The 17,567-nt window shown below is 40.5% G+C and carries 14 protein-coding genes and 1 other annotated feature; all 14 genes read right to left on the reverse strand.

The window, feature by feature from the left end:
- Nucleotides 1-12: 12 nt before the first annotated feature.
- Nucleotides 13-654, reverse strand: a complete 642-nt coding sequence (gene rplC, locus FR7_RS19185) for a 50S ribosomal protein L3 (protein ID WP_007937729.1) — start codon at nucleotides 652-654, stop codon at nucleotides 13-15.
- A 14-nt stretch (nucleotides 655-668) separates the two neighbouring features.
- Nucleotides 669-980 (reverse strand): 30S ribosomal protein S10, encoded by a 312-nt coding sequence (rpsJ, locus tag FR7_RS19190; RefSeq protein WP_007937730.1) that lies wholly within the window; start codon nucleotides 978-980, stop codon nucleotides 669-671.
- A gap of 156 nt (nucleotides 981-1,136) precedes the next feature.
- Nucleotides 1,137-2,339, reverse strand: a complete 1,203-nt coding sequence (tuf, locus tag FR7_RS19195; RefSeq protein WP_064448915.1) for an elongation factor Tu — start codon at nucleotides 2,337-2,339, stop codon at nucleotides 1,137-1,139.
- A gap of 29 nt (nucleotides 2,340-2,368) precedes the next feature.
- Nucleotides 2,369-4,447 (reverse strand): elongation factor G, encoded by a 2,079-nt coding sequence (gene fusA / locus FR7_RS19200; RefSeq protein WP_007937792.1) that lies wholly within the window; start codon nucleotides 4,445-4,447, stop codon nucleotides 2,369-2,371.
- A 37-nt stretch (nucleotides 4,448-4,484) separates the two neighbouring features.
- Nucleotides 4,485-4,955: a 30S ribosomal protein S7 gene (gene rpsG, locus FR7_RS19205; protein ID WP_007937795.1), complete on the reverse strand. Its 471-nt coding sequence runs from the start codon at nucleotides 4,953-4,955 to the stop codon at nucleotides 4,485-4,487.
- 37 nt (nucleotides 4,956-4,992) lie between these two features.
- The gene (gene rpsL, locus FR7_RS19210) at nucleotides 4,993-5,367 is read right to left on the reverse strand and encodes a 30S ribosomal protein S12 (RefSeq protein WP_007937796.1); all 375 of its coding nucleotides are present in this window, start codon (nucleotides 5,365-5,367) and stop codon (nucleotides 4,993-4,995) included.
- Between the two features lie 95 nt (nucleotides 5,368-5,462).
- The gene (locus FR7_RS19215) at nucleotides 5,463-5,741 is read right to left on the reverse strand and encodes a L7Ae/L30e/S12e/Gadd45 family ribosomal protein (RefSeq protein ID WP_007937797.1); all 279 of its coding nucleotides are present in this window, start codon (nucleotides 5,739-5,741) and stop codon (nucleotides 5,463-5,465) included.
- 401 nt (nucleotides 5,742-6,142) lie between these two features.
- On the reverse strand, nucleotides 6,143-10,093 hold the full coding sequence (gene rpoC / locus FR7_RS19220; RefSeq protein ID WP_007937798.1) for a DNA-directed RNA polymerase subunit beta': 3,951 nt from the start codon (nucleotides 10,091-10,093) through the stop codon (nucleotides 6,143-6,145).
- A 23-nt stretch (nucleotides 10,094-10,116) separates the two neighbouring features.
- A complete protein-coding gene (gene rpoB, locus FR7_RS19225; RefSeq protein WP_007937808.1) occupies nucleotides 10,117-13,914 on the reverse strand; it encodes a DNA-directed RNA polymerase subunit beta in 3,798 nt (1,265 codons plus the stop codon).
- Nucleotides 13,915-14,462: 548 nt separating this feature from the next.
- Nucleotides 14,463-14,831, reverse strand: a complete 369-nt coding sequence (gene rplL, locus FR7_RS19230; RefSeq protein ID WP_007937810.1) for a 50S ribosomal protein L7/L12 — start codon at nucleotides 14,829-14,831, stop codon at nucleotides 14,463-14,465.
- Between the two features lie 29 nt (nucleotides 14,832-14,860).
- Nucleotides 14,861-15,391, reverse strand: a complete 531-nt coding sequence (gene rplJ / locus FR7_RS19235; RefSeq protein WP_007937812.1) for a 50S ribosomal protein L10 — start codon at nucleotides 15,389-15,391, stop codon at nucleotides 14,861-14,863.
- 21 nt (nucleotides 15,392-15,412) lie between these two features.
- Nucleotides 15,413-15,574, reverse strand: a sequence feature (ribosomal protein L10 leader region).
- A gap of 45 nt (nucleotides 15,575-15,619) precedes the next feature.
- On the reverse strand, nucleotides 15,620-16,321 hold the full coding sequence (rplA, locus tag FR7_RS19240) for a 50S ribosomal protein L1 (RefSeq protein WP_007937814.1): 702 nt from the start codon (nucleotides 16,319-16,321) through the stop codon (nucleotides 15,620-15,622).
- 200 nt (nucleotides 16,322-16,521) lie between these two features.
- Nucleotides 16,522-16,947, reverse strand: coding sequence for a 50S ribosomal protein L11 (rplK, locus tag FR7_RS19245; protein WP_007937816.1), 426 nt, complete (start codon nucleotides 16,945-16,947; stop codon nucleotides 16,522-16,524).
- A gap of 89 nt (nucleotides 16,948-17,036) precedes the next feature.
- A complete protein-coding gene (nusG, locus tag FR7_RS19250; RefSeq protein WP_007937818.1) occupies nucleotides 17,037-17,567 on the reverse strand; it encodes a transcription termination/antitermination protein NusG in 531 nt (176 codons plus the stop codon).

A 17,567-nucleotide genomic window follows, 5' to 3' on the forward strand; every position in this document is an offset into this window, starting at 1 on the left:
GAACCAACGAGATTATTTCTTAGGCTTTACTGTATTCTTAATCATCATAAAGCTTCCTTTAGGACCAGGAATACCGCCTTTTATTAAAATTAAATTCCGTTCAGCATCGACTCTTACAACCGTCAGGCGCTGCACAGTAACTTTTTGATTACCCATACGGCCAGGTAATTTTTTGCCTTTGAATACTTTACCGCCGCCGCCGCTCATCCGAGGTCCCATGGAACCTGGCTCACGATGGGATTTAGAACCATGGGCCATTGGTCCACGTCTAAAGTTCCAGCGTTTGATAACACCAGCAAAACCTTTACCTTTTGCAGTACCAGTAACATCAACGATTTCACCTTCAGTGAATATATCCACGCCAATTTCTTGACCAATTGTATATTCAGATGCTTCAGTTAATCGAATTTCTTTGATCAGTTTAACAGGTTTTACACCCGCTTTGGCAAAATGACCTTTCATTGGGCTAGTAACTTTTTTATCTTTAACAGTGCCAAAACCCAATTGCACCGCATTGTAGCCATCATTTTCAACTGTTTTATTTTGCAGTACAACACTATTACCTGCTTCAATTACAGTAACAGGAACCAATTTACCATCTTGCGTAAAAATTTGTGTCATACCAAGTTTTTTACCTAAAATTCCTTTAGCCATTATTACACCTCCTCCTACAGCTTGATTTCAATGTCGACACCAGCCGGAAGATCCAGACGCATTAACGCATCAACGGTCTTGGAAGTCGGCTCAAGAATGTCAATCAGACGTTTGTGGGTACGCATTTCAAATTGTTCCCGGGAATCTTTATTGACATGTGGTGAACGCAGGACAGTGAAAATATTTTTCTCCGTAGGAAGTGGAATTGGCCCGGAAACCATTGCACCTGTTCTTTTTGCAGTGTCCACTATTTTAACCGCACTTTGATCCAGTGCTTTATGATCATATGCTTTAAGACGAATTCTGATTTTTTGTTGTTTAGCCATTGTATTTCCTCCTTATCGCCCAGTTTCTAGAACGGACATTCTCCGTGAAAATTCCCCCCGCACCTTGCAGGCAACCTTTCACGTCATCGCATGTTTGTAAAAAACTCTAAACCATTTTGATTGGGGCGACTACTGTCAGCCGCCCCAATCATTTTCTTACGCTTCAATCGCAGTAACTACGCCAGCGCCAACAGTACGGCCACCTTCGCGAATCGCGAAACGAAGCCCTTCTTCAAGTGCAATTGGAGTGATAAGCTCAATTGACATTTGAATGTTGTCACCAGGCATAACCATTTCTACACCTTCTGGCAGACTTACTACACCAGTAACGTCTGTTGTACGGAAGTAGAATTGTGGACGATAGTTGGTAAAGAACGGAGTATGACGACCGCCTTCTTCTTTAGACAGTACATATACTTCTGCTTTGTACTTCGTATGTTGGATGATAGAACCAGGCTTAGCCAATACTTGACCGCGCTCGATATCTTTACGTTCAACACCACGAAGAAGTGCACCAATGTTATCTCCTGCTACTGCAGAATCCAACAATTTACGGAACATTTCTACGCCAGTTACTACTACAGTTCTAGGTTTTTCAGTCATACCAACGATTTCAATGTTGTCACCAACTTTGATTTCACCACGTTCCACACGACCAGTCGCAACTGTACCACGACCAGTAATCGTGAACACGTCTTCAACAGGCATCAAGAAAGGTTTGTCTGTTGCACGTACTGGAGTTGGAATGTACTCATCTACTTTATCCATCAGATCAAATATTTTTCCGCACCATTTGCATTCGCGACTTGCACAACCGCAGTTAAGCGCCTGTACAGCGGAACCACAAACTACAGGAATATCATCACCAGGGAATTCATAGCTGGACAGAAGTTCACGAACTTCCATTTCAACCAATTCGATTAATTCATCATCATCAACCAAGTCTGCTTTGTTCAAGAACACTACCATGGAAGGTACGCCTACTTGACGGGACAATAGAATATGTTCACGAGTTTGCGGCATAGGGCCATCAGCAGCACTTACTACTAGAATCGCTCCATCCATTTGAGCAGCACCAGTGATCATGTTTTTTACATAATCAGCATGGCCCGGGCAGTCAACGTGAGCATAGTGACGTTTTTCAGTTTCATACTCTACGTGAGCTGTATTAATCGTAATACCGCGTTCTCTTTCTTCTGGAGCTTTATCGATCATGTCATATGCCATGAATTCTCCGCCACCATGTTTCGAAAGAGTCATGGTAATTGCAGCTGTTAAAGATGTCTTACCATGATCCACGTGACCAATTGTACCAATGTTAATATGTGGTTTATTTCTTTCAAACTTTTTCTTTGCCATTGTATTTTTGCCTCCTTATTTCTCCAGGATTATACGCCTTTTACTTTGGCGATAATCGCTTCAGCAATACTTTTTGGTACTTCATCATAGTGAGCAAAGCTCATTGAGTAGTTACCGCGTCCTTGGGTTTTTGAACGTAGATCAGTTACATAACCGAACATTTCAGCCAGTGGTACAAACGCTTTAATGGATTGAGAGCCGTTAGCGGCATCCATACCTTCAATGCGTCCACGACGTGAGTTCAAATCGCCAATTACATCACCCATATATTCTTCTGGAACAATAACTTCCACTTTCATATATGGTTCTAAAATTACAGCGCCTGCTTTCGCACAACCAGCTTTAAAGCCCATTGAACCAGCAATTTTAAACGCCATTTCCGAGGAGTCAACATCATGGTAAGAACCTTCAAGAACGGTTACTTTAATGTCTACCATAGGGTAGCCAGCTAAAACACCATTATCCATAGCTTCTTTACAACCAGCACCAATTGGAGCGATGTATTCTCTTGGAATGGAACCACCAACAACTTTACTTTCGAAAATAAAGCCTTGACCTGGCTCCAAAGGTTCAATTTCCAGCCAGCAATGACCGTATTGACCACGACCACCAGACTGACGAACAAATTTTCCTTCAGATTTCACTTTTTTGCGGATGGTTTCACGATAAGCAACCTGAGGTTTACCTACGCTGCAATCCACTTTAAATTCTCTAAGCATCCGGTCAACGATAATTTCTAAATGCAATTCACCAACACCAGCAATAATGGTTTGACCGGTTTCCTGGTCTGTATTCACGCGGAATGTTGGATCTTCTTCTGCTAACCGTTGTAGTGCAATACCCATTTTTTCTTGGTCAGCCTTGGTTTTAGGTTCCACTGCTACAGAAATAACTGGCTCAGGGAAAACCATGGATTCAAGAATAATTTGGTTTTTATCGTCACACAGAGTATCCCCAGTAGTTGTATCTTTCAATCCAACTGCAGCAGCAATATCGCCTGTGTATACTCTTTCAATTTCTTCACGATGATTTGCATGCATTTGCAGGATACGTCCGATACGTTCTTTCTTACCTTTAGTGGAATTATATACATAAGACCCGGAAGAAAGCTCCCCGGAGTATACCCGGAAAAATGCCAGTTTACCTACATAAGGATCAGCCATAATCTTGAAAGCTAAAGCTGAAAATGGCAAACTGTCATCTGCTGCGCGTTCATCTTCTGCTTCTGTATCAGGGTTGATTCCTTTAATAGCAGGGACATCAGTAGGCGCCGGCATGTATGCGATAACCGCATCCAATAATGGCTGCACGCCTTTATTTTTGTAAGAAGAACCACATAATACAGGAGTCATTTTGCAAGCAATCGTTGCTTTACGAATACCAGTATTGATTTCTTCTAATGTAAATTCTTCACCCTCAAGATATTTCATCATGAGTTCATCGTCGCTTTCTGCCACAGCATCTAAAAGACCCTGACGGTACTCAGCAACATGATCTTGCATATCTTCTGGAATCTCAGCAGCTTCACTGAATTTACCAAGGTCATCAGTGTAAACAACAGCTTTCATTTGCACCAAGTCTACATATCCTTTGAAACCATGTTCCAAACCGATAGGCAGTTGAACCGGCACAGCATTTGCACCTAAACGAGTTTTCATCATATCGACAACCCGGTAAAAATCAGCACCAAGAATATCCATTTTATTTACGTATGCCATACGAGGCACACCATATTTATCAGCTTGACGCCAAACAGTTTCTGATTGCGGTTCTACGCCACCTTTAGCGCAAAATACAGCTACAGCTCCGTCTAACACTCTGAGCGAGCGTTCTACCTCTACGGTAAAGTCCACGTGTCCTGGTGTGTCAATGATATTAATACGATGTCCAGACCATTCACAAGTTGTAGCTGCAGAAGTAATTGTAATACCCCGCTCTTGTTCTTGTACCATCCAGTCCATTGTCGCAGCGCCTTCATGCACTTCCCCAATTTTGTGTACTTTGCCAGTATAAAACAGTATACGTTCAGTCGTAGTGGTTTTGCCAGCGTCAATATGTGCCATAATACCGATATTTCTAGTATTATTAAGCGAGAATTTTCTGGCCACTATCATCACTCCTTACTGTTTAAGAAACCTTAAAATCTTACCAACGATAATGCGCAAAAGCTTTATTGGCTTCAGCCATTTTATGTGTATCTTCTTTTTTCTTAATTGTTGCACCAGTATTATTGGATGCATCAATTAATTCAGCCGCTAATCTTTCACGCATGGTTTTTTCACCGCGCAGTCTTGAGTAATTCACCAACCAGCGAATCCCAAGTGACAAACGACGATCCGCACGCACTTCGATCGGTACTTGGTAGTTTGCGCCACCAACACGGCGAGCACGCACTTCCAAAACTGGCATAACATTCTTCATTGCTGTTTCAAAAACCTCTAAAGGATCTTTGCCGGTTTTAGCCCGGATAATATCAAATGCATCATATACAATATTTTCAGCAACACTTTTCTTACCATCTAGCATTACTTTATTTACAAATCGAGTAACAATTTTAGAATTGTATACTGGATCTTGCAATACATCGCGTTTTGTAACAGGTCCTTTTCTTGGCATATTGTCCCCTCCTTTTCCAGGGTTATCTAATTAATTTTTACTTTTTCGCACGTTTGGTACCATATTTCGATCTTCCTTGGCTACGTTTTTGCACGCCAGCAGTGTCTAATGCACCACGAACAATGTGATAACGTACGCCCGGTAAATCCTTGATTCTACCACCTCTGATAAGCACAACACTATGTTCTTGCAAGTTATGACCGATACCAGGGATATAGGCAGTAACTTCAATACCATTTGTTAAACGTACCCTCGCTACTTTACGAAGTGCAGAGTTTGGTTTTTTAGGAGTAGTTGTATATACTCTTGTACATACACCACGCTTTTGCGGAGATTCCTTCAAAGCAGGCGCAGTAGATTTTTCTATAAGCGACTCTCTACCTTTACGTACTAATTGATTAATTGTTGGCATTCAATACACCCCCTTCCAAATTATCTTAGAATGATTATATAAAAATTTCACCTCAAATTTATGAGTTTAAGGCAAAACATTTAACATGGTTGCGTTTATTTCAAAACCGCTACTGCTGCCGCACCAACTTCAATGCCACAGGCACTTCCTAATTCAGCCATAGTAAGTGTCACTTCTACTGCCACATTTTTGTGTTCACACAATGTTCGCAGAGTTTCTACAAATCGTTGTTCAGCATCTTGTGCAATATATACAACTTGCACCAGCTCTTTTTCAACCGCTTTGGTGACTTGTTTAACACCGACTATTTTTTTAGCAATCTTCAGCTTCTCGAGCGACATACTGTTCACTCCCTTACTTAGCAAACCAGTCATTTCTCACTGGCCCTCTAATATATTATCATTACCCAAAGGCAATGTCAACAAACATATCTCAATAAATTCATATTTTCTCTATATTTGCAGGCTTTTTTTATGACCACGCTGCCAGGCGTATCATTTTTTCCGTATTCTGTAATTTTTTAAAGAAAAATATTAATTTTATTGCTAGCCGAAGGTAATTATATCACTTTCCAAACTTTTGTCAAAGAAATTTCATAGACTAAAATAATACTTTTAAACACGAAGATGCGAAGAATTAGAAAATAAACATATCCCTTCGTGTTCTTTGCATTTCTTCGTATCTTCGCGTTTCAGTGTTTTTACACTCTAAAATATATATTTTCTCCATAAAAAAGAGGAACTTGATTAAGTACCAAGTTCCTCTTTTCATTACATTACTCTACTTTTACACTTTTTGTATAAGTCAGCTTAATGTTTCGATAACGACTCATGCCAGTACCTGCTGGTATGAGCTTACCGATAATAACATTTTCTTTAAGACCAAGCAACGGATCAATTTTACCTTTGATCGCAGCCTCGGTAAGTACACGAGTTGTTTCCTGGAAGGATGCTGCTGATAAGAAGGAGTCTGTCGCCAATGATGCTTTTGTAATACCAAGCAGGATAGGACGTGCCACAGATGGCTCACCGCCTGCTTCAATTGCCTTGGCATTTTCTTCTTCGAAGGTATTGGTATCAATATATTCACCCGGTAAAAGCTCAGTATCACCAGATTCCTCCGTTTTCACTTTATGGAGCATCTGCCTTACAATTACTTCGATGTGTTTATCATTAATTTCAACACCCTGAGATTTGTATACTTTTTGCACTTCATATACTAAATATCGTTGCGTAGCTTGAATACCGCATACACGTAAAATATCATGTGGATTTACGGAACCTTCTGTTAGACGGTCACCTGCAATAATTTGCTGTCCATCACGAACAATAATACGTGCACCATAAGGAATAGGATATACACGTTCCTCACCTGCGGCAGGTACGACTGTAATCTTACGCATACCTTTTACTTCTTTTGTATCAACAGTAGCTACACCATCGATTTCTGTAATAATGGCTTGACGTTTTGGTTTACGAGCTTCAAACAGCTCTTCAACCCTTGGCAGACCTTGTGTAATATCATCGCCGGCAACACCGCCTGTATGGAAAGTACGCATAGTAAGCTGTGTCCCAGGTTCTCCGATGGATTGAGCTGCAATGATACCTACAGCTTCCCCTACATCTACAGCATGACCTGTTGCTAGATTACGGCCATAACATTTAATACATACACCATATTGTGATTTACAAGTAAGTACAGAACGAATTGATACTTTCTCACGTACGGCAACAATACGGTCACCTAATGCTTCATCGATAGTATCATTTGTTTTAATAATGAGCTCACCAGTTTTAGGGTCAACAATATCTTCCGCTATAAAACGTCCAACGATACGATCTTTCAGGGTTTCAATAACACCTGTACCTTCGGTAATCGCTTCCACTTCAATGCCTTTAATATTATTGTTACGCACTTTAACTTCCCGGACATCACTCACCAATACAGCCTCAATAGCTTCTTCCGTAAGCGGTGTTTCTGCAGCCACAATTTCCTGACCATGGCTATCTGTAATAGCGTTGGTAGTGTTTTTTCCTAACATTTCGCGAATCATTGCATTTTTAAGCAATTCGCGCATTTTTTCTTCTGGTGCACCTAAAACAATAGCTTCATTGGAAGCTGCAGCATTAATATCTTCTTCCGTTGTTGTTGATAAACCGCGTAAGATAATTTCTGGCACGCCATGTTCACCAATAACACGTAAGTTTTCATCGTCCAGCACAGTAGTACGAGAAATGAGTATATCTGCTGTCTTGGGATCCAAAACATCTTCTGCAAGAACTCTGCCTAATAGAGTATCCCGCAATACTTCAATAGCACCGGCACTGGATTTTGCCAATCGGGCTCTTTCACGAATCAAATTAATCCCCACGACATCGCAGTCTTCTTCGCGAACAATAACGTCTTGGGAGACGTCAACCAAACGACGTGTCAAATATCCAGAATCGGCAGTTCTAAGTGCAGTATCGGCCAAACCTTTACGAGCACCGTGAGTAGAAATAAAATACTCAAGAACCGTCAAACCTTCACGGAAGTTTGCTTTAATCGGACGGTCAATAATCCGGCCTGATGGATCAGCCATGAGCCCACGCATACCTGCCAACTGACGAATCTGTTGGATGTTACCACGAGCACCAGAGTTAGCCATCATATAAATCGGGTTAAAGCGATCCAGATTATTCATCATGGCCAAAGTAACATCATCTGTTGCTTTTGTCCATAATTCAATGGTTTTCTTATATCGTTCATCTTCCGTAATCAAACCACGGCGATATTGTTTGTCAACAGTATCAACTCGACCCTCAGTAGTCGCTAAGATTTCCTTCTTTTCAGGCGGTATATTGATATCAGCAATGGCTACAGTCATACCTGCACGACAAGCAAAGGAATAACCTAGCTTTTTAACGCTGTCAATTACCAACGCTGTTTTCGAATTACCAAATTGACGATAGGTTTCAGCAACTAATTTACCAAGCTCTTTTTTATCCATCATAATACCTAAATGCCACTCACCATTTTTCTGATGAAAATAACGAATTTCTTCAGGTAAAATTTCATTGAAAATCATACGACCTAATGTTGTCGTGACTAGGCCATAACCGCCAAGGCGTACTTTAATTACTGCATGCAATGACAATTCTTTGTGATGATAAGCTAATAGAGCTTCGTTAATATCGCACATCAGTTTACCTTCACCAATAACTCCTGGTCTTTCCATGGTTAAGTAGTAGGCCCCCAGAACCATATCTTGTGTAGGAGTTACTACAGGTTTACCATCCTTGGTGGACAATATGTTATGCGCAGACAGCATTAACATACGTGCTTCTGATTGAGCTTCCGCTGATAACGGCACATGAACAGCCATTTGGTCACCATCAAAATCTGCGTTATAAGCAGTACACACCAATGGATGAATTTTAATAGCGCGACCTTCAGACAGCACTGGTTCAAAAGCCTGAATACCTAATCTATGTAAGGTAGGAGCACGATTTAAAAGCACTGGATGCTCTTTAATAACTTCTTCCAATACATCCCAAACTTCCGGGCGGACTCGCTCAACCATACGTTTAGCACTCTTAATGTTATGGGCATGACCAGCATTCACTAGTTTTTTCATAACAAAAGGTTTAAACAATTCTAATGCCATTTCTTTTGGTAAACCGCATTGATGCAGTTTCAGTTCAGGTCCAACAACGATAACTGAACGACCAGAGTAATCGACACGCTTACCTAAGAGATTCTGACGGAAACGACCTTGTTTACCTTTGAGCATATCACTTAATGATTTAAGAGGGCGGTTACCAGGACCAGTTACCGGACGTCCACGACGGCCATTGTCAATCAGAGCATCTACAGCTTCTTGCAGCATACGTTTTTCATTACGCACAATAATATCGGGAGCACCAAGATCTAATAAACGCTTCAAACGATTATTACGGTTAATGACTCTGCGATACAAATCATTTAAATCAGAAGTAGCAAAACGACCACCATCAAGTTGTACCATTGGTCTGAGTTCAGGCGGAATCACTGGTACAACATCCATAATCATCCAGTCAGGACGATTACCTGATTTACGGAAAGCTTCTGTTACTTCTAAGCGGCGAATCGCCCTAATTTTGCGCTGACCGCTGACTTCCTTAAGTTCTTGTTTTAGTTCTTTAGATATTTTTTCTAAATCAAGCTCTTCCAAAAGTTTTTTAACAGCTTCTGCACCCATGCCGACTTTAAAGGAACTGCCATATTTATCACGATAATCCCGATACTCATTCTCCGTCAGCAATTGACGTTTCATCAGCGGTGTTTCACCAGGATCCAGTACGATATAGGAAGCAAAGTACAATACTTTTTCCAAGGAACGAGGCGATATATCTAATATCAGCCCCATACGGCTTGGAATACCTTTGAAATACCAAATATGAGATACAGGTGCGGCTAATTGTATATGCCCCATTCGATCTCGACGTACCTTCGAGCGGGTTACTTCCACGCCACAACGATCACAAACAATCCCTTTATAACGAATTCGTTTGTATTTACCGCAATGACACTCCCAGTCACGAGTTGGTCCAAATATTTTTTCACAAAATAGACCATCACGTTCAGGCTTTAGAGTACGATAATTGATTGTCTCCGGTTTTTTTACTTCACCAAATGACCATTTGCGGATTTGCTCCGGAGAAGCCAATCCAATCCTCATAGAATCAAAATTGTTTACATCTAACAAAGGGTTATCACTCCCTTACCCCATTACTCAATTTCCTCGTCGTCTAACTCTTCCAAGAAGTCACGCTGTGTTGGTTTCTTATCTTTACTTTTTACCTTCTTGACGGATTTCCGTCCAGGTATTTCGATTTCATCTGCTATATCGTCATCCATCTCGCCGATTTCCGCTATAATATCTAATTCTTCTTCTAATGGTTCTATTTCATCAGGATTATCAAAATCATCCACCAGCTCTGGCTCAATCTCACTAGCAGTGCGAGTATGAGTTTCAGGTGCAGTATTCACTGGAACACCGATATTAAGTTCAAGTTCTTTAGCCACTTGATTAATATCTTCATCCGTGTCATCAATCATAATTTCTTGCGCATCTTCATTTAAAATTTTAACATCAAGCCCAATACTTTGCAGCTCTTTAATTAAAACCTTAAAGGATTCAGGCACTCCAGGTTCAGGGATGTTTTCCCCCTTAACAATCGCTTCATAGGTTTTTACACGCCCTACTACATCATCGGATTTTACCGTTAAGAGTTCCTGTAAGGTATAAGCGGCACCATATGCCTCTAATGCCCAAACTTCCATTTCCCCAAAACGCTGACCGCCAAATTGCGCTTTACCACCCAATGGCTGTTGTGTAACCAAAGAGTAAGGACCAGTAGATCGTGCATGAATTTTGTCATCAACCAAATGGGCCAATTTCAACATGTATACCCAACCTACGGTAACGCGGTTATCAAAAGCTTCCCCTGTACGTCCATCATATAAGACAGTTTTACCATCTTCCGGCAATCCAGCTGCTTTTAATGTTTTAAAGACCTCTTCTTCATGAGCCCCATCAAATACTGGAGTTGCTAAGTTAATCCCAGCAATCCCCGGTTTGGGAAGACCATGTTTATCAGAATCATAGCCAACTTCTTTCAAACGTTCGGCAACACCAGGAGCATTGGTTCTGATTTGCATACCAAAAGCAGCAGCGGCCATTCCTAAATGGGTTTCCAGTACCTGTCCGATATTCATACGTGATGGTACACCCAATGGATTTAACACAATCTGTACTGGCGTGCCATCAGGCAAGAACGGCATATCTTCCTCACGCATAATGCGAGAAACAACACCCTTATTACCATGACGCCCTGCCATTTTATCCCCTTCGGAAATTTTCCGTTTCTGGGCAATATATACACGTACTAAGAAATTCACACCTGGCGGTAATTCATCACCATTTTCCCGGCTGAATACCTTTACATCAACAATTTTACCAGCTTCACCATGTGGCACTCTCAATGATGTATCACGAACCTCACGGGCTTTCTCACCAAAAATGGCACGAAGCAGGCGTTCTTCTGCTGTTAATTCAGTCTCGCCTTTTGGAGTTACTTTACCCACTAGAATATCCCCTGGTCGTACTTCAGCGCCAATGCGTATAATACCGCGATCATCAAGATCCTTTAGCACTTCTTCAGCCACATTCGGGATATCACGAGTAATTTCTTCCGGTCCTAACTTCGTATCTCTGGCATCGCATTCATATTCTTCAATATGTATGGAAGTGTAGATATCATCTTTTACAATTTTTTCACTTAGTAAAATAGCATCTTCATAATTGTAACCTTCCCATGGCATGAAGGCTACAAGTACATTAAAGCCTAATGCTAATTCACCTTGATCAGTAGCAGGTCCATCAACCAATACCTGCCCTTTTTCTACTTGTTCGCCTTTATAAACAATCGGCTTTTGATTAATGCACGTTCCTTGATTAGAACGCAAATATTTCAGCAGCTTATAGTTATCTAACGTACCACGTTCCGTGCGTACTTTAATTTCAGTAGCTGTAACCTTTTCAACTACACCGGCATTTCTAGCTAGAATCAAAACACCAGAATCTCTGGCAGCTTTATATTCCATTCCAGTTCCAATGAGCGGAGCCTGTGTTCTAAGTAAAGGCACGGCTTGACGTTGCATATTCGCGCCCATCAAGGCACGATTTGCATCATCGTTTTCCAAGAATGGAATCATAGCCGTAGCAATTGAAACAACCTGCTTTGGCGATACATCCATATAGTCAACTTTTTCAGCAGGAATAACTAAAATTTCATGTCTATGACGTACGGTAACTCGAGGCTCAACAAACCAGCTATTTTCATTTAACGGTTCATTCGCTTGCGCACAAACGACTTCATCCTCTTCATCAGCTGTCAAATATCGTACATCTTCTGTTACAATACGATTTTCCTTATCAATTTTACGGTAAGGGGTTTCAATAAAACCAAACTCATTAATACGTCCAAAGGTTGACAATGAACCAATAAGACCGATATTTGGACCTTCTGGTGTCTCAATTGGACACATACGACCATAGTGAGAGTGATGTACGTCACGCACTTCAAAACCAGCGCGTTCACGACTTAGTCCACCAGGCCCCAAGGCACTTAAACGGCGTTTATGCGTAAGTTCTGCCAAAGGATTCGTCTGATCCATAAACTGCGACAGCTGGCTGGAGCCAAAGAATTCTTTGATAGCAGCCACAACAGGTCGGATGTTAATCAATGCTTGGGGAGTAATGACATCAACATCTTGAATGGTCATACGTTCTTTTACTACCCGTTCCATACGAGACAAACCAATACGGAATTGGTTTTGCAGCAATTCACCGACTGAACGAAGGCGGCGATTACCTAAATGGTCAATATCATCCACATTACCAAACCCATCCATCAAATTGAGAAGATAGTTAACAGAAGCTAAAATGTCTTCTCTGGTAATTGTCCGGTGATTGTAAGGCAATTCAGGATTACATAGCATTTTAACTGGTGATCCATCTTTCAGTTTGACTTTTACTTCAATCAAAGCTGCTGTTGCAAAAACACCACTTTGATCAATCTGATCAAGAACTTTTTCGTCCACAATTGTATCTGCAGGAACAATAATTTCTCCTGTTTCTGCATTTGCAATTGCCTGATAAAGAGTCTTGCCCATCAAACGACGGCGCCAGCCTAGTTTTTTGGTTAATTTATAACGCCCTACAGTTGCTAAATCATAACGCTTAGAGTCAAAAAATAGTGATTCCAATAACTGAGTAGCATTATCTACGGTAGGAGGTTCACCCGGACGTAATCTTTTATAAATTTCGACTAGAGCTTCTTCTCTGGAATTGGTATTATCCCGTTCCAAAGTAGCGCGAACCCGCACATCATCATGAAACAATTCTGCAATAGCAGCATTTGACGCGTAGCCTAAAGCACGAATCAATACGGTCGCTGGTAATTTTCGTGTGCGATCCACCCGAACAGACATTACATCATTGGCATCCGTTTCGAGTTCCAGCCATGCACCACGATTTGGAATGACTGTAGAGTTATACAGTTTTTTACCTGTTGCATCAATTGTTTCATTGTAATACGCACCTGGAGAGCGTACCAACTGACTGACAATAACCCGCTCTGCACCATTAATGATAAAAGTACCATTTTCTGTCATGAGTGGGAAATCGCCCATAAATACTTCTTGTTCTTTAATTTCGCCAGTCTCACGATTAATCAATCGAACATTGACGCGTAAAGGAGCTGAATACGTAACATCGCGTTCTTTACATTCTTCAACGTGATACTTGGCTTCGCCTAATGTAAATTTTTCAAATGTCAGAACCAAATTGCCTGTAAAGTCCTGAATAGGCGAAATGTCATGGAAAATTTCTTGCAGCCCTTCCTTTAGAAACCAGTTATAGGAATTCTTCTGAATTTCAATCAGATTGGGCATGTCCAGTACTTCTTTGATCTTGGCATAACTATATCTGATCTTTTTGCCAACCGGAACAGGATTAAACATTAAATCCTTCACCCCTTAGCCCAAATTAAACTTTATACCTTGGCAGCACATTTTCATTAGCGATATGTATACCGATATTGCAAGTCGCTTCGCAACTCACAATATTTTGCCGCAGGTATAAAACCTTTTACATAATACAATATTGTGCAGTACATAATATAATATCATCCATTAGCACTAAATATGAAATATATAATAAAAGACAAATTACAGTGGTACTTTAGCACCTAGCAAATGAAGGGTTAGGCACTACAATACAAAAAAAGCAAGGTTTTTCCAGTCAAGTAACAGACCTTGCATTTGTCTTCATGATGAAATATGATTCCATCCTCCATATATTACTATTTCCTGCCAATCTAGATTTTATACATTGCACAATAAAAAAACATTACCCTAAAATAAACATTCTTTGCATTGAACAATAATATCACAATAAGACCCGTTAGTCAATACCCCAATAATTTAATTCAGGAAAAAATATAAAGAGCACCACATGGGTACTCTTTATATTTTTCATTCTATAATTTAGAAAGAATAGAGAGTTATAATTACTTAACTTCTACAGCTGCGCCAGCTTCTTCAAGTTTAGCTTTGATTGCGTCAGCATCAGCTTTAGCAATTTTTTCTTTAACTGCTTTAGGAGCACCATCAACTACTTCTTTAGCTTCTTTCAAGCCAAGACCAGTGATTTCGCGAACAACTTTGATAACGTTGATTTTACTAGCGCCAGCGCTAGTAAGAATAACATCAAATTCAGTTTTTTCTTCAGCGGCAGCAGCAGCAGCTGGAGCGGCAGCAGCAGCTGCTACAGGAGCAGCTGCAGAAACACCAAATTTTTCTTCTAGAGCTTTCACCAATTCAGATAATTCAAGAACACTCATGTTCTCAATTGCTTGCATAATTTCTTGTTGAGTCATTTTAAAAAACCTCCATTAATTTTAATTTTTTATGCTGATTCTTTTTGTTTGCGCACAGCATCAAGCGCATATACGAATTTGCGGATAGAACCTTGAAGTACATTGACAAATCCAACAATTGGAGTTTGCATACCAGCCAAAACTTGAGCAATAAGCACTTCGCGAGTTGGTAGGCTTGCCAAAGCTTTTACACCTTCTGCATCAATAACCTTACCATCTAACAAACCAGCTTTTACTTCCAATGTTTTTAATTTATGCTCTTTTACAAAGTCAGAAATTACACGTGCTGGAGCAACGGGGTCTGTTTCAGAAATCGCAATTGCAGTTGGACCTTCAAGATAAACGTCCAACCCTTCAATTCCGATTTCCTTAGCAGCAATCCGTGTCATCGTATTTTTTACTACACGGTATTCCACGCCAGCTTCACGTAATTTACGACGAAGTTGAGTGTCTTGTGCCACAGTAAGACCACGGTAGTTTGTCAATACCGCACCTTTTGTTACAGAAAGTTTACCTTTCAGTTCGGAAACGACTGATATTTTTTCTGATGTTACAGCCACTAAAATCCACCTCCTTTACAAGATTACAAAACAAAACGACCTCTCGGCATAATAAGCCGGAGGTCGCTAATAGCAAAAGCTATAGTATAATCCCCGACCTCGGCAGGCGAACATGAGAAAGATTCACATCTCACTTAGTTCATTACGGATACCTGCTGTCTACAGCCAAATTTATTATTCAGTTGCATTAGATCAAAGATTATACTGTCACTTCTTACTTACAATTAATTATTTCTTGCCAGAAACTTTAAGTGGATTTACTTTTACACCAGGACCCATTGTAGTACTTATAGTAACACTACGCATGTATTGTCCTTTAGCAGCAGCTGGTTTTACCTTATTCAAGATGTCAACCAACGCTTGAAAATTTTCGATAATTTTTTCATTGTCAAATGATATTTTACCGATTGGTGCATGAATATTACCAGCTTTATCAGTACGATACTCGATTTTACCTGCTTTTATTTCACTAATCGCACGAGCAACATCTAAAGTAACTGTACCAACTTTAGGATTCGGCATTAAACCTTTAGGGCCTAATACTTTACCTAAACGACCAACAGTACCCATCATATCAGGAGTAGCAACTGCTACATCAAACTCAGTCCATCCACCCTGAATTTTTGCTACGATATCTTCAGCGCCAACAAAGTCAGCACCAGCAGCTTCTGCTTCTTTTGCTTTCTCACCTTTAGCAAAAACCAAAACAGTTTTGGTTTTACCAGTACCGTGAGGCAATACTACCGCTCCACGTACTTGCTGATCAGCATGTTTAGGGTCAACCCCTAATTTAATCGCAACTTCGATTGTTTCATCAAATTTAGCGCTAGCTGTTTTTTTAGCAAGTTCTATGGCTTCTTCAGTTTCATATAACTTATTTGCTTCAATCAGTTTCGCAGCTTCTTCGTATTTCTTACCATGTTTTGGCATATTAAAAAACTCCTTTACGATTGTGGTTTAACGGAAAATCCTCCCACACTAACATCCGACTGTCTTAAACCTACCATCTGCGTCGTTGCTCCTGTGGGCGTTCCCTACGACGTACGTCAGTACGTCGTAGGTCACGTCCTCGTCGTGCCTAGCATCTGGCAGCTTTAAACCAGTCTTTGGCAATTTAGAAAAGCCAAAGACTAATCAATGATGTCAATACCCATGCTACGGGCAGTACCTTCGATCATACGCATAGCAGCTTCTACAGAAGCAGCGTTAAGATCTTTCATTTTTGCTTCAGCAATTTCGCGAACTTTGTCACGAGATACTTTAGCAACTTTTTTCTTGTTTGGTTCGCCTGATGCAGTCTCAATACCAGCAGCTTTCTTAAGAAGAATAGGAGCTGGAGGAGTTTTGGTAATGAAAGTAAAGGATCTATCTTCGAACACGGTAATTTCTACCGGAATAATCAAACCAGCTTGCGCAGCGGTTCTTTCGTTAAAGTCCTTAACAAACGCCATAATATTCACGCCAGCTTGACCGAGCGCAGGGCCGACTGGAGGCGCCGGAGTTGCTTTACCAGCAGGAACTTGCAACTTTACAAGTTTTATAACTTTCTTAGCCATTTTACTTACACCTCCTTATATGCATAATGTGGTTTTGCGGGTATAGTACCCTCCCACTTAAGTTCATAAAGTTTCAAATTAAACTTTATTTAAACTTTCTCAACTTGAGAAAAATCTAATTCCACCGGTGTCTCCCGTCCAAACATATCAACAAGCACTTTCAGTTTGCTACGGTCTTGGTAAATTTCAAGCACCTTGGCTGTCCAATTCTCGAAGGCTCCAGAAGTAATACGAATTACTTGAGCAACTTCAATATTTAACTTCGGCTTAAGCTCTTCAATGCCCATGGATTTTAAAATGTTTTTCACTTCGGCATCAGTAAGCGGGATAGGTTTAGTACCAGAGCCAACAAAACCTGTAACACCTGGCGTGTTGCGCACAACATACCATGATTTGTCATTGACAATCATTTCTACCAGAACATATCCAGGGAAAACTTTTTTCTTGGTAATTTTTTTCTTGCCATCTTTCATTTCAACTTCATCTTCCATCGGTACTACAATTCGAAAGATTTCATCTTCCATACCCATAGAATGGACTTTGCGTTCCAGATTAGCCTTTACTTTGTTTTCATAGCCAGAATATGTATGGATTACATACCAATTTTTTTCAGATTCCAT

This window comes from Pelosinus fermentans DSM 17108, assembly GCF_000271485.2.
Classification (GTDB): Bacteria; Bacillota; Negativicutes; order DSM-13327; family DSM-13327; genus Pelosinus; species Pelosinus fermentans.